Below are 23,204 nucleotides of genomic sequence, written 5' to 3'. Positions count from 1 at the left end.
CCCGCGATCGCTGGCTCAACGCCCTAGGTGAGGACTTTTTCTTGACGAAACCGCTGCGTATGCGGGTAGCCGTTATCGGTGTATTCGCGTCGTTCGGACTCGTGGTCGCCACCTGGGCAGTGCACTTGCCGACGATGAAGCAGGCCGCCGGCATGTCCTCGACCGTGCTGGGCTTTGTGGTGCTGATCCTTGGATGCGGTGCACTGGCGGGGATGCAGCTCAGCGGCGTGCTCGTCGACCGATTCGGCAGTGGGCCCATCGCCGTCGCCGGCGGCGCCGCCATGGCGCTCGGCGTGAACATCCCGTTGTCGGCCACCACCGTGTGGGTCGCCGGAGTCGGCGCGTTCCTCTGCGGTATCGCGGTCGGAATCACCGATGTCGCGATGAACGCCGCCGCGGTCGATGTGGAGCGCTTCTACGGCCGGCCGATCATGGCCTCGTTCCACGGGGTGTTCTCGGTCGGCAACGTGGTGGGCGCGGGCATCGGATCGGGCGCGTTCGCGCTGCACATCCCGGTATTCGTGACAGTCCTTGTCATCACCGTCCTTTGCCTGTCACTGCTGACCTGCGCGGGCACCGTGCTGTTGCGCGACAAGCTGCGTGCAGGCGAGGTGGAAGCGCCGGACACGATTCCGTACACCCTGCCGCCGGCCGTGAAGTATCGACGGAGCCAGGTCTGGATGCTGGGCATCCTCGCGTTCCTGCTGATGCTCTCCGAGGGATCGGCCACCGACTGGAGCAACCTGCACTCGCAGGAGCACCTGGGTGCGTCGCATTCCGCGGGGGCGCTCGTCTTCTTGGTGTTTATGTTCGCCATGACGGTGGGCCGGTTCACTGTCGACAAAGTGGTGGAACGCGTGGGCCGGGTACTGGTGCTGCGCTGGGGCTGTGCGCTGGCGGCGGCTGGTCTGTTGGTCGTCATCGCCTCGCCGGTGCTGCCGCTGACCATGGCCGGATGGGCGGCTGTGGGCCTGGGATTGGCCGGCGGCGTCCCGCAGGTGTTTACCGTCGCGGGCAACATCGACGAGCAACATGAGGGCCGGGTGCTGTCGCGGGTGGTCGGGACGGGGTACGTCGCGGTGCTGGGCGGACCGGCGCTCATCGGCTGGATCGCCGACGCGCTCACGCTGAACACCGCACTGGTGTTGCCGGTCTTCGCGGTACTCATCTGTGGTTGTGCGGCAGGTGCGCTCGCCGTCTCCTCGCCGGCGGGCAAAGCGGTGGCCGACCCGGCGCGCAAGCCCGGGCGTACCGTCAAACCATGACGGATTTCGAGGCGGCGGCCTCCGCGCGGGAACTGTTGCGTGACAGCTTCACTCGGATCATCGAACACGTCGGCGAGGTGACTGACGGTCTTCCCGACGCGGCGTTGGCCTACCGGCCCACTTCGACCGCGAACAGCATCGCCTGGCTGATCTGGCATTCGGCGCGCTGCCAGGACGTGCAGATCTGCGCCATCACGGGCGATGAACCGGTGTGGACGGCACGCGGCTGGGAGCCGCGGTTCGGTCTCGACCTTCCCGTCGACTCCAACGGGTACGGGCATACCCCCGAGGACGCGGCCAAGGTCGTCGCGACGGTCGATCTGCTGAGCGGCTACTACCAGGACGTGCACGAGATGACGCTGCGCTACGTCGACACCCTGACCGATCCGGAACTCGCGCGCATCGTCGACGAGCACTGGGATCCGCCGGTCACGGCGAGCGTCCGGTTAGTCAGCATCGTCGACGACTGTGCGCAGCACCTGGGCCAGGCCGCATACCTGCGTGGGATCGTGCCAACCAGGCACGGCATCGTGTCAACCAACTAGTCGGGGGTGCGGTTCAGGCCACCCCATGCCTAGACTCCAGTAATGACAACGACGTCTGAAAATCTCGTCAGCACTTCCCGCGCCGTCACCAGCCACGACGTGCGCAATCCCGCGAACGGGCAGGTTATCGGCCAGGTGAGCTGGACCGATCCATCGGATATCCCGGTAATCACCGCGCAACTGGCGAAGGCGCAGCCGTCGTGGGAACGACTGGGCCCCGAGGGGCGCGGCAAGGTGCTGGCCCGCTTTGCGCAGTGGCTGACCGACAACACCCCGCGCATCGAGGCGCAGCTGATCGCCGAGACCGGGAAGTCCAAGATCGACGCGGGTATCGAGATTCCGTCGATTCTCGCGATCATCGCGTATTACGTGCCGCGCGCCGCTGAATTCCTGGCCCCCGAATCACGGCCGGCGTCGTCAATTGCCATGAACACGAAGAAGATCACTCTTCATCAGCGGCCCCGCAAAGTCGTGGGAGTCATTTCGCCCTGGAATTACCCTGTGGCACTTGGATATTGGGACGTAGTTCCGGCGCTGCTGGCGGGCTGTTCGGTGCTGCTCAAGCCTTCCGAGCGGACTCCGCTCTCCGATGAGCTCATTGCGCGCGGGTGGGAGGAGATCGGTGCGCCACCGGTGTTCGAGATTGTCCACGGCGCGCGTGAGGTCGGCGAGGCCCTGATAGACAACGTCGACTACATCCAGTTCACCGGATCAACGGCCACCGGCAAGAAGATCATGGAGCGCGCCGCGCGCCGGCTTACCCCCGTCAGCCTGGAACTCGGCGGCAAGGACCCGATGCTGGTTCTCTCCGATGCCGACGTCAAACGTGCTGCGCATGCGGCGGTATGGGGCAGCATGTTCAACGCCGGCCAGACCTGTGTATCCGTTGAGCGGGTCTACGTGCACGACTCGATCTACGAGCGGTTCGTCGATCTGGTGGTCGACGAGGTCCGGAGCCTAGAGATCGGCGCCGGGATGGACCACAGCGTCGGTGCCATGATCGATGAGAATCAGCTCGAGGTCGTTGATCGGCATGTGCGACAAGCCGTTGCCGCGGGCGCGCGAGCGCTCACCGGCGGCGCAAGGGTCCCGGGCGGCGGCACCTTCTACGCTCCGACCGTGCTGGTCGACGTGGACCATTCCATGGACTGCATGCGCGAGGAGACCTTTGGTCCGACGCTGCCGATCATGCGGTTCTCCGAAGAATCAAAGGCGATTGCGTTGGCCAACGACAGCGAGTACGGGCTGTCGGCCAGCGTTTGGTCCAAGGATCGCAAGCGCGCCGAACGCATTGCGCTGCAACTTGATTGCGGCACCGTCAACATCAACGACGTGATCATGAACCTGTCGTGCCTCACCGCGCCGCACGGTGGCTGGAAGGGCTCGGGGATGGGCTCGCGCTTCGGTGGCGCCAGCGGTCTGCTCAAGTACTGCCGCACCGAGGCCATCGTCGACACGCGAGTGACGCTGCCCAGCGAGCCGCTCTGGTACAGCGGACCGAGCTGGCTGGCGCCGGTCGCGCTCAAGGGCCTCTCCAAGCTGTCGAACAAGGCGCTGCGCCCCTTCCGTCGCTGATGAGCTGTACACGCGAAGAGCGTCGACGCTGACACCTTCCGTTTACTCACCGGCCACCTGCTGGGGTTAGTTTCCGCTGGTGACCGACACCATCACCGCCGCCGCGCAGGGATACACCGTCAACGACGATGACGACGACGATCCGGTGCTCATTGCGCCCGACGGTGTCGCGGTGGACACCTGGCGGGAGAACTACCCGTACGACGAGCGGATGAGTCGTCAGCAGTACGAGCTTGAGAAGCGGCTCCTGCAGATCGAGCTGCTCAAGCTGCAGAACTGGAGCAAGCGCACCGGCGCCCGGCACGTCATCCTCTTTGAGGGGCGCGACGCCGCAGGCAAGGGTGGGACCATCAAGCGGTTCATGGAGCACCTCAACCCGCGCGGTGCCCGCGTCGTCGCGCTGGAGAAGCCGAACGAGCGCGAACGCACCCAGTGGTACTTCCAGCGGTACGTGCCGCATCTGCCGGCCGCCGGGGAGATGGTGTACTTCGACCGGTCCTGGTACAACCGCGCCGGTGTCGAGCGGGTCATGAGTTTCTGCTCCGATGAGCAGCATTCCGAATTCATCCACCAGGCACCACTTTTCGAGCAGATGCTGGTCGACGACGGCATCAGCTTGACCAAACTGTGGTTCTCGGTGTCGTCCGCCGAGCAGCGCACCCGGTTCGCGATCCGGCAGGTTGATCCGGTGCGGCAGTGGAAGCTCTCGCCGATGGACCTGGCATCTCTGGACAAGTGGGATGCCTACACCAAGGCTAAGGAAGAGATGTTCTCGCTCACCGACACCGACCACGCACCGTGGATTGTGGTGAAGAGCAACGACAAGAAGCGGGCCCGTGTCAATGCGATGCGGCATGTCCTGGGCAAATTCGACTACGACGATAAGGACCACGATGTCGTCGGCCAGGCCGATCCGCTGATCCTGGGGCGCGCGCTCACCGACTAACCGGGGCTGCCCCAACTCTGGCTCCGCCGAGATTGAAACTCGGTAGGCGTTCACTCGAACTTTCTCGCCACGGCTTCACTCTGGGCGGGTGGTGATGACCGACTAACCTGGGCGGGGTGCGATTCCTCTTCGCGGTCCTGTTGTGGCTGCTCACCACCGCTGTACTGGCCATAACAGTGACGGCGACCTGGGCACAGTCCAGGATTGTCGACGAGAACGGCTATGTGGCGCTGGCGGCGCCAGCGGCAGCCGATCCGAATGTCCAACGCGCGATCGCCGAGGAGCTCACCGCCCAGATTGTGTCGCTGGGCAAGAAGCAGGGTTCGCGCGTCAACGAGACGCAGGTGGCGGAGCTGACCGCCGGATACACACGCGGGCCGCAGTTCCGCGCTGACTTCGCGTCGGTGAATCGGATGGCGCACCAGTGGCTCTTCACGAACTCCAACTCCGCGCACCGCGATTCGCAGGGCAGCTGGCAGATCGATTTGGCTCCGATGATCAAGAGCCTGGTGCCGCAAGGTCTTTCCATCAAGGCGCCGGAGACGCTGGAGGTCTCGATCACCGACGACAATCTGGGTGGCCTGACGCCGGGCCGGCTGGTACCGGTGTCGCGCTTTGGTCAGCTCGCAGTATGGATATCCGTCGGCCTGACTCTTGTTCTCGCCGGGTTGACCCAGCTGTCGGTCCGTAGTCGCGCCAAGGGCCTTGCCGGGCTGGGCATTTCGGTTCTACTGGTGGGCGCAGCAGGCTGGGCGGGACTCGAAATCGGGCGGCGCTATCTGGAGCGCCCGTTGAACCGCGTCACTGGAAATCTGCGTGACCTGGCCGATGGCCTGGTCACCCAGGCCGTGAGCAATGCACATCACTGGCTGAGCCTGACGATGGCAGCCGGCGGCCTGGTGATCCTGATCGGCGTCGTCTCGGGCGTGTTGGGCGGACTGCTGCGGCGTTAGCGCAGGGGGGCCCTACGCCGCGTGAGCCTGGCGGATGCGCTCGACGTCGTGCGGGACGCAGCCGACGCGCTCGGCTGCGTCAATGACGGACAGCCGACGATCCAGCAGGATGTCTAGCTCGGTGGGCGAGAACTGTGGTTCGGTGTCCCAGGGTGCACTGTCCCACCCGTTCTCGCTCAACCCGATAAACAGGTCGTTTCTCATCGTGTACCTCACGTCAATCTGGCTTCAACTACCGGCCACTTGGTAACGCATCAGTGCGCTTACGAAACGGTGGTGAATACCCTCGGCCCCGCTGGCAACCTTGCCTGGGCCAACAACTCATCTAGCTACCAAGCTAGCTGAGCCGACTGGCCCGCAACAACCCACGACGGTCACGGCTAGGTCTCGATTTCGGTAACGGAGCCCGATGGGCGCGGGTCTGCCCGGGTGATCACTGCATGTTTCTGAGCTGGGTAAATGCTGTCAATTGCTAGCACTGCTTGCAGTAGTTAGCACTACTGAGCTGCGGGTTTGTGATAATTGACCGACGTTGATTCACGAGGAGCGTTACCGACTGGGCAAACTGAATCTGAGAGCAGTGTGAAATTATTCCTGGGAAAAAGTGACGTACGTCATGCCAGACGAATCGTCACCATGTACTCAACCGCGGCGGCACGGTCGATATCCGACTGGTTGAAGCTTCCGTCGGGATTGCGTTGCACGTTGTGGTACTTGGCGTCGCGCGGTACCCGGCGCAATAGTTCGGCCAAGGGACCGGCGATCTGAGGTCCGGTAGTCAGCTCTGCAGTGCCGTGCAGCGTCTTACCGCGTACCACTGCCGTCACCGGCCGGCCCTCGCGCAGATTCTTTGCCCACGCCCTATCCGTGAACACGGTCAGCACGTCCCCGTCTTGGACGTAGGTCGCGGCGACGGTGTACTCGGTGCCGCTTTTGCGGCCGGTGAAGGTGAACAAGGCGATGTTGCTGCTGAGTACGAAATGCAGCGGGCTGCGGAGCATGCCCCTGACGATCTTGTTGAGCCACGGCGGAACGGTGTTGGATTCGCTCATACACAAATTGTGCGGTGTTCACCCACCCCGCCGCATCGGGGATCGCCCTGAGATTGAGATCAGGGTGTCAGCTGCCGCCAGAGGAACTCGATGGCCAAGGCGGCCTTGAACGCCGACTGGTCGTTGTTGGCGGCGCCGCCGTGGCCGCCCTCGATGTTCTCGTAGTACCAGACCGGTTGCTCCGCCTCCTGCAGCGCCGCGGCCATCTTGCGCGCATGCCCGGGATGCACTCGGTCATCGCGGGTCGAGGTGGTCACCAGAACCGGAGGGTAGCGCTTCTCGGCCGATGAGCCGCTTGCGCGAAGAGGATCATATGTCGAAATATTTTGGTAGGGAGAGTATTTCGAGATGAACTCCCAATCGTCGGGGTTGTCGGGGTCGCCATACTCGGCAACCCAGGAGGCGCCGGCCAGCAGCAGGTGATACCGCCGCATATCCAGCAGCGGCACCTGGCACACCAGCGCACCGAACAGCTCCGGGTACGCCGTGAGCATGACGCCCATCAGCAGTCCGCCGTTGCTACCGCCCTGCGCACCAAGCTGCGCCGCGGTGGTGATGCCCCGCGCCACCAGATCCCGTGCGACGGCGGCGAAATCCTCGTAAACCAGATGGCGACCCTCGCGCATGGCCTGTGTATGCCACACCGGTCCGTATTCGCCGCCTCCGCGGATATTGGCCAGCACGTAGGTGCCGCCGCGAGAGAGCCACAGCTTGCCCAGCACCCCGTCGTACCCGGGAGTTCTGGCGACCTCAAAGCCGCCGTAGCCGCCGAGCAGGGTGGGTCCGGAACCGTCGGAGCCCTTCGGGCGCACCACAAAATAGGGAACCGCGGTCCCGTCATCGGACTGCGCGAAATGCTGTGTCACCTCAAAGGAATCGCCGTCGAAGAAGGATGGCGCCGATTTGATGGGGGATACGGACGCACTTCCCGTGCCTACTTCGCCGCGTAGCAGCGTCGATGGCTGAGTGAAACCCGAAGTGTCAAGGAATATTTCGTCGCCCAGATCGTCGACCGCGACGATTTGTGTGGTGGCGCTGCCCGGCACCCCCGTCAGCGGCGCCGAGTCCCAGGTTCCCGGGGTGAACACCAGGATCTCGCTGGCCACGTCGCGCAGGATCGCGACGGTGAGGCGGTCCTGGGTCCATGCGTAGTGGTGCAAACTCGCGTGCGCATCGGGGACGAACACCGGGGTAAGCCTGCGATCGCCGGCGAGGAATTCGGCGTATCTGGCGGCCAGCAATGTGCCGGCCGAGTACTCGGCGCCATCCACCTGCCATGGCGACTTGAGCTCGACAAGCAGCCACTCGCGGTGCACCGATGCCGAGGCATCGGTGGGCACCTCGATGCGAAGCAGCTCGCCGTCGACGCTTAGCTCGTGCACTTCGGAGTTGAAGAAATCTGTGGCCCTGCTGATCAGGGTGCGTTCGAAGCCCGGGGTGTCGTCAAAGCTTGCGCCCACCATGACATCCGAGGGTTCTCCGCTGAACACCAACTCGGCGTCGTCGACCGACTGGCCGCGCTTCCAGCGTTTGACCAGGCGGGGGTATCCCGAGTCCGTGAGGCTGCCGGGCCCGAAGTCGGTGCCCACAAACACGGTATCGACATCGATCCAGCCGATCTGCGTCTTGGCCTCGGGAAGCGTGAAGCCGTCCACCACGAACTGCCGTGATTCCAGATCGAATTCGCGAACCACTACCGCATCCGAACCGCCCCGCGACAGACTGACCAGCGCCCTGCGGTAGTCGGAACGCAGCGCGGTAGCGCCGGCCCACACCCAGTTCTCGTCCTCCGCGGCGGCCAGGGCGTCGACGTCGATGATGACGTCCCATGCGGGATCATCCAGACGGTACCGATCCAGAGTGGTTCGCCTCCACAAGCCGCGGGCGTTGTTGGCATCGCGCCAGAAGTTGTAGAGATACTCGCCCCGACGGCGCACGTACGGAATTTGTGCGTCCGTGTTGAGGATCGACAGCGCCTCGCCCCGCATCTCGTCGAAACGCGCGCCGGAGAACTCGCTGGTGGTTATCGCATTACGTTCACGCACCCAGGTCAACGGTTCGTCACCGCCGATGTCCTCAAGCCAGAGATGTGGGTCTGTGGAGCGGCGCGCCGACGTCATTTGAGCAAGTGTGCCAGTGATCGCAGTATGGTCGGAGGTGGCCCGGGGGCGTCATTGAACACCGAGCAGGAGCTTTTTCGTGATACCACTTCCACGCGCGCAGGTTGTAGCTAGCGCGATGCTGCTAGGGATAGCAGTAGGACTTGGTGCCGCAATGTCTGGCACCTTGATCGTGCATGAGCCGGTGCGGCCGGACCTCTTCATTGGTCTCGTCGTCGCGGTGCCCAGCCTGATCGGATTTCTGATCTTGATTGCGTCCACGCGTAAATGGATGACGGCGATCGCGGCCTTTGTTTTGGCGATCTCTCCCGGGTGGTTCGGGATGTTGGCGGCGATACAGGTGATTCAGGGTGTCTGACAGCGAAAAAGCAACCGAGAAGAGGGTTGAGACCACCGAGCTGGTGGACGAGGTGGAGAAGCCGAGCCTCGTAGAGGGCGATCTGGCCGATCCGCTGGCCGTGCCGATCGACAACGATGCGCCCGAGCCCGTCGCGGTGACTGCCTTCTCGGCCATGCCGGAGACGAACGGTGGCCGCACTGATGGCGGCAGGACCAGGGACGGCCTGGATACCGCCACGTTCACCGCCTTCTCAGCGTTCAGGGACGATGACGTCAACGTCAACGTCAACGTCAACGAAACCACCGGCCGACTGGATACCGATGCGTTGCCGCTGACCGAAGCATTCGACGTCGGCAGCGATCAGACGGGGGTAGTGCCCGTGGCCGCCGGTGGATCCAGGGCGGAGTCGATGACTCCCGATCCGCTTACCGGCGCGGTGCCCGTCCAGGCCGACGAACCCGCCAAACCCGTCCGGGTGCCGGCCGAGCGGGAACCCGCTTTCCTTAAACGTTGGGTGCTGCTTCTGGTGCTGCTGGGGGTGTGGATTCCGGCTGGTGCGATGGGATTGCTGCTGTACCAGCATTGGTTCGGCACGCTGCTTCCGCACGACCGGATCATGTCTGTCGCGTATGTGCTGTTCTGGGCGTTTGCCTGCGTGTTGGTCGCGCTGCTGTTGGCCATGGTCGAACCGCGCCCGATAGTGGTCGCGCTCGCCTTTGCCGTCCTGACGGCACCGGCCATTTCGGTGGCGGCAGCCGGCGTCAAGTACGGGTATGTGGCATGCACCGCAGCGGACTTACCTGGCGTGCAGTCGCTATGCCCGGAGCCGCTGCGTAGTTGGGGCATCCAGTACCGAGACCGGGCTTGAGGCTCCCTGTCTGACGGCGCCCTACTAGGGTGGAGCGCGTGACTGCACACTATGACGTCGTCGTTCTCGGAGCCGGTCCCGGTGGTTATGTCGCGGCTATTCGCGCGGCCCAGCTGGGCCTGACAACAGCCATCGTCGAGGAGAAGTATTGGGGCGGAGTCTGCCTCAATGTCGGGTGTATCCCGTCCAAGGCGCTGCTGCGTAATGCGGAGCTGGCCCACATTTTCACCAAGGAAGCCAAGACATTCGGCATCAGCGGTGAGGCCACCTTTGATTTCGGTGCCGCCTTCGACCGCAGCCGCAAGGTCGCCGAGGGGCGTGTGGCCGGTGTGCACTTCCTGATGAAGAAGAACAAGATCACCGAGTACGAGGGTGTGGGCGCCTTCACCGATGCCAACACGCTGGCAGTGAAGAAGGCGGACGGCGGCACCGAGACGCTGACGTTCGGGAATGCGATCATCGCCACCGGCAGTAGCGTGCGGTTGGTGCCCGGGACCGCGCTCTCGGAGAACGTGGTCACCTACGAAAAGCAGATTATGTCCCGCGAGCTGCCCGGGTCCATCGTCATCGCCGGCGCCGGCGCCATCGGCATGGAGTTCGCGTACGTCCTCAAGAACTACGGCGTCGACGTCACTATCGTCGAGTTCCTGCCGCGGGCGCTGCCCAACGAGGACGCCGAGGTCTCCAAGGAGATCGAGAAGCAGTACAAGAAGCTGGGCGTGAAGATTCTGACCGGCACCAAGGTGGAGTCCATCACCGACTCCGGGTCGCAAGTCACGGTCAAGGTGAGCAAGGACGGCCAAGAGAGCGAGCTCGTCGCCGATAAGGTGCTGCAGGCCATTGGTTTTGCACCGAATGTCGAGGGATACGGTCTGGACAAGACCGGCGTCGCGCTGACCGACCGCGGCGCCATTGCCATCGATGAGCGCATGCGCACCAACGTTCCGCATATCTACGCGATCGGTGATGTCACCTCCAAGCTGCAGCTGGCTCACGTCGCCGAGGCGCAGGGTGTCGTCGCCGCCGAAACCATCGCCGGGGCAGAGACATTGGAGCTCGGCGACTACCGGATGATGCCGCGGGCGACGTTCTGCCAGCCGCAGGTCGCCAGCTTCGGACTCACCGAGGAACAGGCCCGTGCCGAGGGATACGACGTGAAGGTCGCCAAGTTCCCGTTCACCGCCAACGGCAAGGCGCACGGGCTGGCCGACCCGACCGGCTTCGTCAAGCTGATCGCCGACGCCAAGTACGGCGAGCTGATCGGCGGACACCTCATCGGTCCGGATGTTTCGGAGCTGCTGCCCGAGCTGACGTTGGCGCAGAAGTGGGATCTGACGGTCAATGAACTGACTCGCAATGTGCACACCCATCCGACCTTGTCCGAGGCGCTGCAGGAAGCCTTCCACGGGCTCGCGGGGCACATGATCAACTTCTGATCCGATGCGAGCGTGGGGGATTGGGGTGCTGGCGGTGTTGCTTGCCGCCTGCGCTCCAACACACCCGCTCGAGCGGACATCCGCGACGGCGTCCTCCGTGCCATCGCCGGCGAGTACGCCGCCGCCTGCCTTGTCGTCGCCCATCCCGACGTCGGACACGCCGGGTTTCGACGGCAACTTCGTGACTGCGAGTGGGTTGGCGTGCTCGATCGGGGGCGACTTCAGTGTCGATTGCACCGGAGCTCTGCCGGGGGTGCCGCCGGGTGTCGTCCGGGTCCGGATGGGCGCGGGATCAGGACAGCCCGCCGGCTACTACCGGGTGTTAGCGGGCGGTCCTGGGGTTGCGGGTGCCCGGCGGCTGGAGGTGGGCCAGCAGGTCACCTCGAATCGCGTCACCTGTCGGGCAGAGTCGGGGCCGATCACCATCTGCGACAACGGAAAACAGTCTCTTACCATCGGTACGGGCAAGACGGTACTACGCGATAGTGGGCTCACGCTGCCGGACGGCGTTCCCCGCCCATACGACTTCGTGGTCTCGGAGGTCAAGTATGACGGTCACGGACCCAAAGGCATCGAGCGTATGTTTACCGTTGCCAACGGATTACGGTGCAGCATCTTGACGTACAGCGGTGGCAGCATTGCGTGCATGGGACAACTGCCGGGGTTTACCGGTGGTAGTGGTTACGTATCCGTGTCGAATGTTCCCGGTAATCCGAGTGGGATCGGTTTTGGCACTATGAATCCGCCAAAGGATGAGGTCAAGCAACTGCCCCCGGGGGATAGCGTGTATGGATACGGAAACCAAGGCGCGTGCATGGCCCTCGCGGATGGCGGCGTGGCCTGTGGCTTCTTCGGTGGCAACAAGAGCTCTGGATTTGTCGCGTCGGACGGGCGCACCTGGACCTTCGGTATCTAGGTTCAGACCACGGTGCTGGTAACGGTTGACCGGGTAAGTGGTCGCGCGTAACTTCGCGCCATGTCGACCACTGATGAATTGCTTGACAACGCCAGGGCGTACGCGGCGAGCTTTGACAAAGGCGATCTGCCGCTGCCCCCGGGCCGGAAGGTCGCGATTGTTGCGTGTATGGATGCACGCCTGAATCCCTATGGATTGCTTGGCCTTCAGGAAGGTGACGCGCACGTTATCCGCAACGCGGGCGGTGTGATCACCGAGGACGAGATCCGGTCGCTAGCCATCTCGCAGCGGTTGCTCGGTACCGAGGAAGTCATCCTCATTCACCACACCGACTGTGGCATGCTGACTTTCACCGATGACGCGTTCAAACGCTCAATACAGGACGAGACGGGTATCAAGCCGTCGTGGTCTGCTGAGGCCTTTACCGACCTAGATGAGGACGTCCGTCAGTCCGTTGCGCGGATCAACGCCAACCCGTTCGTTCCGCGCAAGGAGAGCGTGCGTGGCTTTATCTACGACGTCACAGACGGCTCATTACGAGAAGTGGTCTAGCTCTACCGGCGGAGTCGTTCCTCACGGATATGCGCACGGCACGACACGGACCGAGGGCTTTACCGGGTGTTCGAAGCCGTCACGGGTGCGGTTGAGCGTGAAAATTTGGGCCGCTACATCGCTGGCGACCACTCGTTCGGATATGGAGAATCCTTCCGGGATGTCGGTACGCAGCTTCTCTTGCTCTGGATCGGAATACAAAGGTGGATTGTCCAGCGGCAGGTAGCCAACAAAGACATCACTGGTTCTCAGTTCCGTATGTAGATGCTGCGCCAACATTCGTAGTGCCGCTTGCGGAGCACCGATCAAACCGGTGTTTGGATAGGCGTGGCGATCGGACTGGCCGCTGGTGAAAAATGCTGCCCCCTTTGAGAGTTCGAGGAACGGAAGTGCGGCTTGTAATGAGGCCAGAGCGCTGACCACACGCACGGTGAGGAATGTCTGCAGAGCCGATAGCGAGACGTCCGTTGATCGCCCGTAGGCCTCGCGCAGCGGGCCTGGGACGTTGTAGACGAGCACATCGATACCACCGAGTTCGCGACCAAGATGGGTGACGGCTGACGCGATCAAGGCGGGTTGTTCGGCGTTCGCCGCGGCAGTTGCGACGCTCGCGCCTGCCGCTCTTAGCTCTGCGGCGAAGGAGTCCAAGGCGTCGGTGTTACGGCGGATCAGCCCAATTGCCCACCCGGCCTGGGCGAAACGTTTGGCGGTCTCGTACCCAACCCCCGGTCCGGCACCCACGATCACGATGGTTTGCGTTGACATAACCCTCTCCTAGCGCAGATCTAGCATATGGCATATCTTGCCTAATTGGCACAATATGCCATATATTCAGTTTATGCCTAAGATGAAGTGATGGGCCTCACGGAACGTCGCAAGTTGGCTACCCAGGAACACATCGCTCGCGTAGCTGCCGAGCTATTTACCCTGCGTGGCTCTTCTGAGACCACTGTCGAGGTGATCTGCGATCAGGCTGAAGTGGGTGTACGCACCTTCTACCGCTATTTTCGGACCAAACAAGATGCGATTGCACCGCTGTTGGCGTTGGGGGCACGCAGGTGGCTGCAGTTGCTTGCAGACATACCAGCGGAAGTTGCGTTGCCCGATGCGATTGAAGATGCCGCCAGGCAAGCCTTGACTGACTGTGATTCGGCGACGCTGTCCTCGTATGAGTGGACACGCGGATTGTTGAGAGCCGCAAAGGAAGATCCGGCGTTGCGTGCAGTGTGGCTAAAGGTCAATGACGATTCCGAGCAGGATCTGTTGACCCTGCTTGCTGAACGCACGGGTGCACGCCCAGATGGGCTTGAGACCCGATTACTGGCCGCCCAGGTGACGGCCGCTCTACGCGTCGCAGTCGAAACATGGGCGCTGTCGAAAACGTCAACCGACCCATCGAAGATCATCGCTTCGTACGCCGCAGCCTCCATACGGGCGGTCACTGCCGAGCTTCGCGAAGAGCGCCAGGGTTAGCCTCCGCTCCGTGTCGATACCGGTGTGCGAAGCGGCTCCGGCCACGGCAAGGCCAGGTGCTCACGCAATGTCGAGCCCGTGTATTCGGAACGAAAGATCCTGCGACGCACCAGGATAGGCACCACCTGCTCGGTGAACAGTTCGAATTGGCCGGGAAGTCCCGAGGTGCTCAGAACGAAGCCGTCGGCCGCGCCTTCGGTGAACCACAGCTCTATCTGATCGGCCACTTGCTCCGCGGAGCCCACAAACCGAGTGCCAAACGCATTCAAGGTGCGGTACAAGAATTCACGAACCGTGGGACTGCCCACTGTGGCGAGGTGTCTGTATCCGGCCAGCGCGGTTTGATGGGTCTCGGTGCTGTCCGGGAACGCCGACGCCGGTACCGGTCCGTCTAGGTCGGCGCCGACGACGTTGACGTCGACCTCAAGCAGCCATCCCGCCTGGTATTCGGGAATGAAGTGTTCGTAGACGGTGCTTTCGACGGCACGCGCCTCGGCCTCAGTGGATCCGACGACAACTCCGAGGGAAGGGGTGATCAAGGGGGCAGAGGTCCGTCCGGCGGCGCGGGCCTCCTCGTGGAGTTGCCTGTAGAAGGCTTTGGCGCGCTCGATATCCGTCTGCCCGGTGAAGACCACCTCGGCATGCCTAGCGGCGAATGCTCTTCCGGTGGTGGAAGACCCGGCCTGAAAGATCACCGGTCGCCCTTGCCGAGAGGGTGCGACGCCGAGTGGCCCCTTGACCTTGTGGAACTCTCCCTCGTGGTCGGTGACATGAATCTTGGTGACATCGCTGTAGATTCCGGTTGTTCGGTCCTCGACGACGGTGTCTGGCTCGAGGGAATGCCACAGGGACTTCACTACCCGCAGCGTTTCCTCCGCGAGTCGATAGCGCTCATCGTGCGGGAGGAAGCCACGCTCGCCGAAGTTGGCGGCGGCGGCCTGCGCGAAGCTCGTCACAAGGTTCCATCCGGCACGTCCCGCGCTCAGATGATCGAGGGATAACAGTTGGCGCGCCAGGTGGTACGGGGGTTGAAACGTCGACGAGCCGGTGACAACCAGGCCCAAACGCTCGGTGACTGCAGCGAGATACGAGGTGGCCGTGAGTGGTTCGAAGTCCTCGGTGGACTTATGGGCCCAGGTGGCCTCCGGTCCGAAGTTGAGGCCGTCCGCGAAGAAGATGGCATCGAACTTGGCCGCTTCGGCCGCTTTCGCGGTCGCGACCAGGGTTTCGAGCTGGTTGGGTGGGCCGTTCTGCACGCCGGGCAGTCGCCATGCGCCACCGGAGCGCACATTGCCGAAGGCAAGGAGATGAAGTTGGCGGTCACTTGTGGATGAGCCGCTTGCGCGAAGACCATCAGACACGAGGCGGCTCCTAAAAGTTGGTACCGGCGAAAGGCTGTGTACCGGTGGAGAACAGGGCGTCGGCTGCGCCGATCGCCTCCGTCGACTGCGCGGACACCAGTCCGGCCCGCGCCAGTTGCCTCCAGGTGTTGCCGCCGAGATAGACCGACCCCAGGGTGGCGACATCGACCGACAGGTCAGGGGTGTGCTGGGTGCGTCGCACCTTGTCGGGGCCGACGGCGAACCGAGTCGAGTTATGAGGAAACAGCGGGTCGTTCACCTGGACCACCACCGGCGTGGTGTCCGCGTACGCGCGTGCTGCCAATGCGGCTTCGACGTCGATCAGCCTGAGCCAGGTCTCATCACGGATGCCGGTGACGGTCACCGCCCGAGGATCAACGACGAGATGGGGGAGTGGGTCGTCGACCGGGCGCGGTCCAAGCTCGATGACATCCACCAGATCCAGATCCAACAGGTGACCGACCAACGCGCGATAGGCGGCATCACTATGTGCGACAAGATCATCAACGAAGATGGTGCGCGCGCTGCTGGCGAACCATGCGGAGGTATCCCGTGGCCGGTACCGTACGTAGCCATCGGGGTGAGTGACCACATAGGGCTTCACGGGGTCGACCGCGTCGAACAGCTTGTGCAGCCGCCACCATTGCGGCGGGCGTGCCACGGAACCTGTCCACGCCGCACGTTCGTAGACCGCAGCGAGCAGCTCCGGTGTTGCCGCGGCATCGAGCAGAGTGAGCGACCCGGCGTCGACAGGGCTGTGCAGATGCGCCCTCCGCCGCTGGATACGGTAACCCGCACTGCTGGTTGATACCCCGTAACCGAAGCGGCGGTAGATGACCGCTTCGGAGGCACGCAGGCTGGCGACGATCTCGCCTCGCTCGGCGACATCGGTGAGCTGTCGGGTCACCAGAGAGGTGAGGATTCCGCGTCGGGTGTGGGTGGGCAGCACACCGATATGTGTGACGGCCGCATGCGGAACCCGCGAGCCGCCGGGGACGGTCAGCCAGCTGGTATATGAATCGGCCCCGCCGACCAGCTCCGTGCCATCGAAGGCACCCAAATACCTACCTGGTTCCAATAATTCGTCGACCGCGATATCGCCCAGGGGCGGCAGTCCCACCATGGCCCGCCAGAACACCGCGAAGGCGCGCGCACGCTCCACAGAGGTGTGCAGAAAGCGGACGTCGGTCACGAACCCTTGCCTTGTGTCGTATCGGCGAGGCGTCCCAGACCACTGAGGCTGCGCGGCGACGGCCACTCATCGGTCAACAGGTACCGGCCGATTTCGCGCTGCCGATACGGCAGCGGATCATGGGTGGTGTGGGTGCGCGCGTTGCGCCAATAGATGTCCAAACCCACTGAATTGGCGGTCGATCGGGCGCCGGTTGCCTGGTAGATGTTGTGTGTTACGTCCAAGGACACCTCGGTGGCGACGGACTTGGCCTGATCCACCCTGACGGCCAGCGCACCCCAGCGGGCCGTACTGGGTGCGTCACCGGCTGCCAGCACCTGTTCGAATTCCCTTGTCACCGCGTCGGCAAGGGCGATACCCGCGGCGATACCTGCCGACAGACGGCCCAGCAGCTGCTGGTGGTAGGGGTCCTCGGTCACCTCCGCGGAATGCGCCTCGGGCCACGGGCGGCCCCTTTTCCTGATATACGTGACGGCGGCGGAGAGTGCACCCTCGGCTATCCCGAGGTACAGATGTACGAAGATCAGCTGGCTGAACAATGCACGTAGACCATCGCGACGTTCGCGGTCAACGCCGTACTCGCCGAGACCGGTAAGTATCTCGTCATGGCGTAACAGCACATTATCGAATTCGACACTGCCGCTTGCAGTAAGCCGTTGCCCGAGGTTGTCCCAATCGTCGTTGAACCGCAGTCCTTCCCGCTCGCGGGGGATGATCGCATTGATCGGTTCCTCCGCATAGAGCAAGACGGTGATCAGGTCGGCGATCGCGACGCCGGTGGCGAATGTCCGGGTGCCGTTGACTCGATAACCCTCGTCGGTCCGGGTAACCGTAATGCCGGGGTCACGTGGATTACTGACACTGCCCTGAAACCAACCATGTTCGCCGACTCCACGCGCGACGTACTCGCGCTGCGCCGGTGATCCGAGAATGTACGTCCACACTCCGTTGGAGTAGTGGTAAACCAGCAGCTGGCCGATGGAACCATCGGCCGCCGCGATGATCCGGCTGAGTTGCAGCGCCTGAGTCAGATTTCCTCCGGCGCCGCCGAATTCGCGGGCGGTGGCGAAGGACAACAGGCCGTGTTTGCGCAGTAGTTCGATTTCGGCGATGGGATTTTGGTTGGCGCGATCGCGCTCCAATGCAGTGGCCGCAAGCTCATCGGCGACACGTTGGGCGGTACTTTTCCACTCGGAGAAGTCGGTATCACTGATCCCTTGGTAGGCAAGTACCGGCGATGTGGCGGCGGCGGTCATTTGACGAGAACTCCTGAATCGTTGGCGGCGGCGGGTTCGTGGTGGACGGCCGGTTCTTGGTGGAGGATTTCGAGTATCCCGAGCTCGGTGAGCCGCTCCTTCTCGGATTCGGAAAGCGTTTGGATGGAGCCGATTCGGGCCGCGACCTCGGGGCGGCGGGCTCTCAGGTACCAGTAGCGAAGCAGCCCCGCGAACAGAATCGCGCCGAAGATGAGCGGCAGAATGTTGAACGGGAACTTCGGAACCGGATGGAAATTGCTGAAGATCACATATCCAATGGCCAGAGTGGCTGCGATCGATATCGCCAGCCGGCCAGGGGTGAGTGCCTTGATCCGGTACAGCCAGATGGGGGTGGACACCACCACAAGCAGGTAGCTGATGAGAAAGCCCCAGTTGGCCACATAGTTTCCGTACACATCGAAGACCAGACGGCCCACCGAGCTGAGCGTCGCGGTCACAGAGAATGCCGCCGCGATGGTCCCGATGAGGAAGATGCCCGCGATAGGGGTTTTGTGGACCGGGTGTACCCGGGCAAGTATTGCTGGGAGTGCTCCCTCGTGGGCGAGGGTGAACAGCCCTCGCGCCGCCGAGTTGATGACCGCGGTGACGAACACGATGAACGCGATGGTCACTGCGAGACCTATCGGGTAAATCGACCATGCAACACCGGAATTCGTGGCGACCTGGGGCAGTATTGCGCTGTCGCCATCGATGTTCCGGAACTGCAGGATCTGCGGGTAGGTGGCCAGGATGTACAGCACGCCGATGATCAATACGACGCGTAGCAGTGAGCGGGCAATCGTGCGGTGCGCGTCCCGGGACTCGGCGCCAAGGGACGCGACGCTCTCGAATCCTGCATACGCACCGACCGCGGTGACTGCCGCGATGAAGGTGGTGCTGTTACCCAGGTTGGACAGCGACCACTGTTCGGTGTCGATACGCCAGCCATAGCTGACATACGAGGCCACAATGATGATGAGAATCAGTGCAGTGGCGATGATTTCGAAGATGAGCTCGTACTTCGCGGAGATAGAAACGCCCCGGTAGGGCAGGTAGACGGCGACCGCGACGACGACTGCCACCAGCGCCAGCTTGAACGCGGTTGCCTCCGAGTGGATCCCGATCGCATCGAGGAATGATTCGAAGTACAGCACACCGCCGAGGGTCCCTGTGGTGGCGAAGGTGATGTATCCGATCAGCAGGCTGAAGCCGGCGGCATACGCGGCGCCGGGGCCCAGCCCGTTGCCTGCGTACGTGCCAAGCGAACCGGAGGACACTGTGCGGGTGGCCTGGAAGCTGATGGTCGTGGCGATAAGGACCACCGCCACCAGGCCGATCACCGCAGCCCACGCCGCTCCCTTACCGGCCGCTACGAACAGGGAGAACGGTACCGTCGCGACCGCGACGCTGGGCGCCGCCGCCGCCAATCCCTGAGCGAAGACGCCCCAAGAGCCAACGGCGTCGCGTTCGAGTCCGTGAGACTCGGCGCTCTGAAGGGACCTGCCGTTGACGGCGAGCTGATGGGCTGGATCGGACATGCGCGGATACCTTCGCTTGGCTGGAGGTGGACTGAAACAGATTGCGCGCAACGAGATTGCGCGCCTACCTACAGTCCTGGGCCAAGCGCATGAACAGATAGTGAGGCGGTATCAAGAACGTGTCAACGGCGTCGGCGAGGCCGTAGCCGGTACCTGCGAGGACTTTCGTCGCGCCCTGCGCGGAATCTTTCACTTGACCTGGAGTCGACTCCAGGTTCTACCGTGGCTCTGTGAGCACAAGTGAGCCGCAGAATGACGGGTTTCCCATCTCGCACGTCGCCCAGCGGACCGGGCTGTCGATCGATGCACTGCGCTGGTTCGAACGTGAGGGCCTGTTTCCCCGCGTGGCGCGGGACACTGGCGGTCGCCGCCGGTTCAGTGACAACGACATCGAGCGCGTCGAGCTGATGCTGCGGTTGCGCAGGACCGGCATGCCGGTGCGCGACATGCGGAGGTTCATCGAGCTGTTGGTGGGCGGCGAAGAGACCCACGCCGAACGTTTGGAGCTGCTGTTCGCACAACGCGTCCGGATCTTGGCCGCGATGGAGCGGCTCACCGAAGACCTGAAGGTTGTCGACTTCAAGGTCGCGTATTACACGGAGTCGGTCAACGGTGCCTCGGCTCAATCCACTGGAGGGAAGAAGAGCTGATATGAAGTACACGAAGATCGGTGCGTTAGAGGTATCGCGAATTGGCTTGGGAGCCATGTCGATGTCGTCGGGGTATCAACCCCTCGGCGCGGATAAGGGCCCGGATGCCGATCGGTCCATCCAGGCCATCCATCGGGCGCTCGATCTGGGCATCACCTTGATCGACACCGCCGAGATCTACGGGCCGTATGCCAACGAGGAACTCGTCGGCAAGGCAATTTCGGATCGCCGGGATGCCGTGGTGCTGGCCACGAAGTTCGGATTGATTTCGCATGCCACCGGTGCGACGTTCCACCCCGATAGCTCTCCGGCGAATATCGCGGTGGCGGTTGAGGGATCGTTGCGCCGACTCGGGACCGACCACATCGATCTGTACTACCAGCATCGCGTTGATCCCGAGGTGCCGATCGAAGAGGTGATCGGCACGGTCGCCGAACTGGTGACGCAGGGCAAGGTCCGCCATATCGGTTTGTCGGAAGCATCGGCGGCGACCATTCGTCGTGCGCATGCGGTCCATCCAATAGCCGCGGTCCAATCGGAGTACTCGTTGTGGACGCGGGATATCGAGTCCACGGTGTTGCCGACGCTGCGGGAGCTGGGCATCGGACTGGTGCCGTATTCGCCGTTGGGTCGGGGATTTTTGGCCGGAGCGATACGGTCTGCGGATCAGTTGGCAGACGGCGACTTCCGTAAGAACCTGCCCAGGTTCAGTCAGGAGAACCTCGACACCAACCGCGGGATCGTCGGCGCCGTGGAATCCGTCGCCGTCGAGACGGGGGCGACTCCGGCTCAGATCGCGCTGGCCTGGCTGCTATCTCGTGGTGAGGACATCGTGCCTATCCCCGGGACCACGAAGGCGGCTCGCGTCGAGGAGAATGCCTCGGCCGTGGATGTGCCCCTCTCCGATGCACAGTTATCGCAGCTGGAGATTGTCGAGCCCGCGGTAGGCGACCGCTACCACGAGGACCTGATGGCCCTGCTCGACGACTAGTGGTCCAGCGGGATGCGTAGCGATGACATGGTGGCGGCCAGCCCGTCGTACTGGGTGACGAGCAGGCAGAAGCCAATCAGCTGCCTGCGATCCAAGAACTTCGAGAGCCCGTCCCATGCGTCATCGGAAAGCGTTCTAGTGGTAAGGATTTCGTCGACACCGGTGATGAGTGCGCGTTCCTTGTCGGAGAGTCCGTCGGCGTCGGCGCCGGCGAAGATCCGTTCCTGATGCGCGGGATCGATTCCGGCAGCCTTGGCGATGCGGGTGTGGTGCTGTAGTTCGTACTCGCATTCGCGTACGTGGGCCACGCGAAGAATGACCACCTCGGTGTCGCGGGTGGACAGCTTGGTGCCGCGCAGGATTGCGCCCGAATACGCGAGCCACGGCCAGAACCGCGTGCCTGTCTGTCCGAGCGTTGTCGCTAGATGCATCTCCGGGGCGCTGACGGCACGCGCCATGCCCTTGGCGATCAGCCAGTTGATGGGGCCCAGCTCGCGGAGCCCGGCGGATGGGATACGGCCTTCGGCGGTCACTGTCGGGCTCCTTCTTGTTGGTCTTCGCGCAAGCCGGGGGCACGCCCCCACGAGGGGGAGGTGCCCCCACCCGCTTGCGGGGGCCTCATCTTTCTTGTTGCACGAGGTATGGCGACACCGTACTGCGATGCTCGTCGAGGTCGAGCGCCCGCCCAAGTGCCGGGAACGCGCGCTGAGGACAGTTGTCGCGCTCGCACACCCGACAGCCCACGCCGATCGGCGTCGTCGCTCCCTCGGACGATAGGTCGAGACCTTCGGAATAGACCAGCCGGTGTGCGTGCCGCAACTCGCAGCCCAGCCCGATCGCGAAGGTCTTACCCGGCTGGCCGTACCGGGATGCACGACGTTCGACGGTGCGCGCCACCCACAGGTAGTTGCGTCCGTCGGGCATCTGCGCCACCTGCACCAGGATCTTGCCCGGGTTGCCGAATGTCTCGTAGACGTTCCACAGCGGACAGGTGCCGCCGCTGGAGGAGAAGTGGAAGCCGGTGGCAGACTGGCGTTTGGACATGTTTCCGGCACGATCCACCCGAACGAACGAGAACGGGACGCCGCGCATCGACGGGCGCTGCAGGGTGGACAGCCGGTGGCAGATGGTTTCGTAGCTCACCGAGTAGAACGCCGACAGTCGTTCGATGTCGTACTGAAAGTCCTCGGCCACTCCGTGGAACTGGCGGTAGGGCAGCACGGTGGCCGCGGCGAAGTAGTTGGCCAGGCCCAGTCGTGCCAGCTTGCGCGACTCCTCGGAGGTGAACTTTCCGTCGTCGACCATGGTGCCGATGAGGTCGCCGTACTCCAGGTAGGCCAACTCGGTGGCGAGCTTGAAAACCTGTTGTCCGCCGGAGAGGTGATTGCTGATCTCGAGCGTCTTGGTTCCCGGGTCGTACTTGTGTAAGACGCTGTCGCCCAAATCAATTCGCCGGGCGATCTGCACTCCGTGTACCTCGGTGAGTCGGTCGGCGATCTCACGAGCCAGGTCGGCCCGGTGCATGCGCATCCGAACCGTCAGGTCCTCGGCGGCGGTGTCGAGCTCGTGCAGGTAGTTGTGCCGCTGATAGAAGTAGTCGCGTACTTCTTCGTGCGGCATGGTGATGGAACCGCTACCACTTCCGTCGGTGTACCGGTCCTCGGTGGCCGCGGCCAGCTGCGTGGTGGTGATCCGATAGCGCCGATGCAGATTAACCACCGCGCGGGCTAGCGCGGGATGCCCGGCGACCACGTCGGCGATTTCCGCGGCGTCGACATCGATATCCAGGTCCTTGTCCTGCACCACCTCGCGCAGCTCGGCGATGAGGCGGCTGTCGTCCTGGGAGGAGAAGAATGTTGCGTCGACGCCGAACACTTCGGTGATCCGCAGCAGCACCGCGACTGTCAGCGGCCGGACATCGTGTTCGATCTGGTTCAGGTAGCTCGGGGAGATCTCCAGCATCTGGGCTAGCGCGGCCTGACTGAACCCGCGTTCGCTGCGGAGCTGACGAAGGCGCCCACCAACGTACGTCTTGGACACGGTGACCAGCCTACGCGTCTTGCCAACCCCGCCTTCGCAGTCTTGGCAAGGTGTCCGCGCACCCCGTGCGGAGGTATTCGCCGAGAGTATTGCGTCTGGTGAAGCAGATTGATGAAGCAGGTTTGCTTACTAGGC

The 23,204-nt window shown here is 63.3% G+C and carries 23 protein-coding genes; 13 read left to right on the top strand and 10 right to left on the bottom strand.

From position 1 onward, the window contains the following. Window positions 1–59: 59 nt before the first annotated feature. From FZI91_RS05645 to FZI91_RS23915, 5 genes are all read left to right on the top strand, one after another. On the top strand, window positions 60–1,265 hold the full coding sequence (locus tag FZI91_RS05645) for an MFS transporter (RefSeq protein WP_155938499.1): 1,206 nt from the start codon (window positions 60–62) through the stop codon (window positions 1,263–1,265). After that, window positions 1,262–1,810, top strand: a complete 549-nt coding sequence (locus FZI91_RS05640; protein ID WP_155937912.1) for a mycothiol transferase — start codon at window positions 1,262–1,264, stop codon at window positions 1,808–1,810. The genes FZI91_RS05645 and FZI91_RS05640 overlap by 4 nt, the downstream gene beginning before the upstream one ends. 42 nt (window positions 1,811–1,852) lie before the next feature. Further along, entirely contained in the window at window positions 1,853–3,385 is a 1,533-nt protein-coding gene (locus FZI91_RS05635; RefSeq protein ID WP_155937911.1) for an aldehyde dehydrogenase family protein, read from the top strand. Window positions 3,386–3,464: 79 nt separating this feature from the next. Further along, window positions 3,465–4,331: a polyphosphate kinase 2 gene (ppk2, locus tag FZI91_RS05630; protein WP_162525883.1), complete on the top strand. Its 867-nt coding sequence runs from the start codon at window positions 3,465–3,467 to the stop codon at window positions 4,329–4,331. 116 nt (window positions 4,332–4,447) lie between these two features. Further along, window positions 4,448–5,284: a hypothetical protein gene (locus FZI91_RS23915; RefSeq protein WP_309224097.1), complete on the top strand. Its 837-nt coding sequence runs from the start codon at window positions 4,448–4,450 to the stop codon at window positions 5,282–5,284. A gap of 12 nt (window positions 5,285–5,296) precedes the next feature. Here FZI91_RS23915 and FZI91_RS05615 read toward each other — a convergent pair whose 3' ends face one another. From FZI91_RS05615 to FZI91_RS05605, 3 genes are all read right to left on the bottom strand, one after another. Then, window positions 5,297–5,488, bottom strand: a complete 192-nt coding sequence (locus FZI91_RS05615) for a hypothetical protein (protein ID WP_155937907.1) — start codon at window positions 5,486–5,488, stop codon at window positions 5,297–5,299. Window positions 5,489–5,898: 410 nt separating this feature from the next. Then, window positions 5,899–6,336 (bottom strand): hypothetical protein, encoded by a 438-nt coding sequence (locus FZI91_RS05610; protein ID WP_155937906.1) that lies wholly within the window; start codon window positions 6,334–6,336, stop codon window positions 5,899–5,901. Between the two features lie 59 nt (window positions 6,337–6,395). Beyond that, window positions 6,396–8,456 carry a prolyl oligopeptidase family protein gene (locus FZI91_RS05605; RefSeq protein ID WP_155937905.1) on the bottom strand — a complete coding sequence of 687 codons (2,061 nt, stop codon included), beginning with the start codon at window positions 8,454–8,456 and terminating at the stop codon, window positions 6,396–6,398. Between the two features lie 79 nt (window positions 8,457–8,535). On the opposite strand from FZI91_RS05605, the gene FZI91_RS05600 reads away from it, so the two are divergent. From FZI91_RS05600 to FZI91_RS05580, 5 genes are read left to right on the top strand one after another with little or no spacing between them, the layout of a single operon-like run. Continuing rightward, entirely contained in the window at window positions 8,536–8,814 is a 279-nt protein-coding gene (locus FZI91_RS05600; protein ID WP_309224096.1) for a putative holin, read from the top strand. Continuing rightward, window positions 8,807–9,664, top strand: coding sequence for a hypothetical protein (locus FZI91_RS05595; protein ID WP_309224095.1), 858 nt, complete (start codon window positions 8,807–8,809; stop codon window positions 9,662–9,664). Before FZI91_RS05600 ends, FZI91_RS05595 begins: the two co-directional genes overlap by 8 nt. Before the next feature lie 38 nt (window positions 9,665–9,702). Further along, complete coding sequence (gene lpdA / locus FZI91_RS05590) at window positions 9,703–11,100, top strand: dihydrolipoyl dehydrogenase (RefSeq protein ID WP_162525882.1); 1,398 nt, start codon at window positions 9,703–9,705, stop codon at window positions 11,098–11,100. Between the two features lie 4 nt (window positions 11,101–11,104). Further along, window positions 11,105–12,016 (top strand): hypothetical protein, encoded by a 912-nt coding sequence (locus tag FZI91_RS05585; protein WP_155937904.1) that lies wholly within the window; start codon window positions 11,105–11,107, stop codon window positions 12,014–12,016. A gap of 60 nt (window positions 12,017–12,076) precedes the next feature. Then, on the top strand, window positions 12,077–12,568 hold the full coding sequence (locus tag FZI91_RS05580) for a carbonic anhydrase (protein ID WP_155937903.1): 492 nt from the start codon (window positions 12,077–12,079) through the stop codon (window positions 12,566–12,568). A 21-nt stretch (window positions 12,569–12,589) separates the two neighbouring features. Here the strand turns inward: FZI91_RS05580 and FZI91_RS05575 are convergent, their stop codons facing one another. Then, a complete protein-coding gene (locus tag FZI91_RS05575) occupies window positions 12,590–13,333 on the bottom strand; it encodes an SDR family oxidoreductase (protein WP_155937902.1) in 744 nt (247 codons plus the stop codon). A 90-nt stretch (window positions 13,334–13,423) separates the two neighbouring features. Between FZI91_RS05575 and FZI91_RS05570 the strand changes: the two genes are divergently transcribed. Then, on the top strand, window positions 13,424–14,041 hold the full coding sequence (locus FZI91_RS05570; RefSeq protein ID WP_155937901.1) for a TetR family transcriptional regulator: 618 nt from the start codon (window positions 13,424–13,426) through the stop codon (window positions 14,039–14,041). On the opposite strand, the gene FZI91_RS05565 is transcribed toward FZI91_RS05570, so the two are convergent. The 4 genes from FZI91_RS05565 to FZI91_RS05550 are packed head-to-tail and all read right to left on the bottom strand — an operon-like array spanning window position 14,038 to window position 19,388. Next, entirely contained in the window at window positions 14,038–15,402 is a 1,365-nt protein-coding gene (locus tag FZI91_RS05565; protein ID WP_162525881.1) for an NtaA/DmoA family FMN-dependent monooxygenase, read from the bottom strand. The genes FZI91_RS05570 and FZI91_RS05565 overlap by 4 nt on opposite strands. A gap of 10 nt (window positions 15,403–15,412) precedes the next feature. Further along, window positions 15,413–16,594, bottom strand: a complete 1,182-nt coding sequence (locus FZI91_RS05560; protein ID WP_162525880.1) for a GNAT family N-acetyltransferase — start codon at window positions 16,592–16,594, stop codon at window positions 15,413–15,415. Next, window positions 16,591–17,850 carry an acyl-CoA dehydrogenase family protein gene (locus FZI91_RS05555; protein WP_155937900.1) on the bottom strand — a complete coding sequence of 420 codons (1,260 nt, stop codon included), beginning with the start codon at window positions 17,848–17,850 and terminating at the stop codon, window positions 16,591–16,593. Before FZI91_RS05555 ends, FZI91_RS05560 begins: the two co-directional genes overlap by 4 nt. Further along, on the bottom strand, window positions 17,847–19,388 hold the full coding sequence (locus tag FZI91_RS05550; protein WP_155937899.1) for an APC family permease: 1,542 nt from the start codon (window positions 19,386–19,388) through the stop codon (window positions 17,847–17,849). The genes FZI91_RS05555 and FZI91_RS05550 overlap by 4 nt, the downstream gene beginning before the upstream one ends. A 230-nt stretch (window positions 19,389–19,618) precedes the next feature. Between FZI91_RS05550 and FZI91_RS05545 the strand changes: the two genes are divergently transcribed. Both FZI91_RS05545 and FZI91_RS05540 read left to right on the top strand, forming a co-directional pair. Continuing rightward, window positions 19,619–20,038 carry a MerR family transcriptional regulator gene (locus FZI91_RS05545; protein ID WP_162525879.1) on the top strand — a complete coding sequence of 140 codons (420 nt, stop codon included), beginning with the start codon at window positions 19,619–19,621 and terminating at the stop codon, window positions 20,036–20,038. Window position 20,039: 1 nt separating this feature from the next. Further along, complete coding sequence (locus FZI91_RS05540) at window positions 20,040–21,029, top strand: aldo/keto reductase (RefSeq protein WP_155937898.1); 990 nt, start codon at window positions 20,040–20,042, stop codon at window positions 21,027–21,029. On the opposite strand, the gene FZI91_RS05535 is transcribed toward FZI91_RS05540, so the two are convergent. Both FZI91_RS05535 and ramB read right to left on the bottom strand, forming a co-directional pair. Next, a complete protein-coding gene (locus FZI91_RS05535; RefSeq protein ID WP_162525878.1) occupies window positions 21,026–21,562 on the bottom strand; it encodes a carboxymuconolactone decarboxylase family protein in 537 nt (178 codons plus the stop codon). The two genes, FZI91_RS05540 and FZI91_RS05535, sit on opposite strands and share 4 nt — an antisense overlap. A gap of 85 nt (window positions 21,563–21,647) precedes the next feature. Then, entirely contained in the window at window positions 21,648–23,069 is a 1,422-nt protein-coding gene (ramB, locus tag FZI91_RS05530) for an acetate metabolism transcriptional regulator RamB (protein ID WP_162525877.1), read from the bottom strand. Window positions 23,070–23,204: the final 135 nt, after the last annotated feature.

Source organism: Mycobacteroides sp. CBMA 271, from assembly GCF_009729205.1.
Classification (GTDB): domain Bacteria; phylum Actinomycetota; class Actinomycetes; order Mycobacteriales; family Mycobacteriaceae; genus Mycobacterium.
Note: the sequence above shows the minus strand (reverse complement) of the source record. Positions and strands in the feature narration are given on the sequence as shown.

Coding starts and splice junctions, on each gene's coding strand:
- FZI91_RS05610 (WP_155937906.1), bottom strand. CDS start 6,336: ATGAGCGAATCCAACACCGTTCCGCCGTGGCTCAACAAGATCGTCAGG.
- FZI91_RS05575 (WP_155937902.1), bottom strand. CDS start 13,333: ATGTCAACGCAAACCATCGTGATCGTGGGTGCCGGACCGGGGGTTGGG.
- FZI91_RS05640 (WP_155937912.1), top strand. CDS start 1,262: ATGACGGATTTCGAGGCGGCGGCCTCCGCGCGGGAACTGTTGCGTGAC.
- FZI91_RS05645 (WP_155938499.1), top strand. CDS start 60: ATGCGGGTAGCCGTTATCGGTGTATTCGCGTCGTTCGGACTCGTGGTC.
- FZI91_RS05540 (WP_155937898.1), top strand. CDS start 20,040: ATGAAGTACACGAAGATCGGTGCGTTAGAGGTATCGCGAATTGGCTTG.
- FZI91_RS05615 (WP_155937907.1), bottom strand. CDS start 5,488: ATGAGAAACGACCTGTTTATCGGGTTGAGCGAGAACGGGTGGGACAGT.
- FZI91_RS05555 (WP_155937900.1), bottom strand. CDS start 17,850: ATGACCGCCGCCGCCACATCGCCGGTACTTGCCTACCAAGGGATCAGT.
- FZI91_RS05580 (WP_155937903.1), top strand. CDS start 12,077: ATGTCGACCACTGATGAATTGCTTGACAACGCCAGGGCGTACGCGGCG.
- FZI91_RS05635 (WP_155937911.1), top strand. CDS start 1,853: ATGACAACGACGTCTGAAAATCTCGTCAGCACTTCCCGCGCCGTCACC.
- FZI91_RS05570 (WP_155937901.1), top strand. CDS start 13,424: ATGGGCCTCACGGAACGTCGCAAGTTGGCTACCCAGGAACACATCGCT.
- FZI91_RS05605 (WP_155937905.1), bottom strand. CDS start 8,456: ATGACGTCGGCGCGCCGCTCCACAGACCCACATCTCTGGCTTGAGGAC.
- FZI91_RS05550 (WP_155937899.1), bottom strand. CDS start 19,388: ATGTCCGATCCAGCCCATCAGCTCGCCGTCAACGGCAGGTCCCTTCAG.
- FZI91_RS05585 (WP_155937904.1), top strand. CDS start 11,105: ATGCGAGCGTGGGGGATTGGGGTGCTGGCGGTGTTGCTTGCCGCCTGC.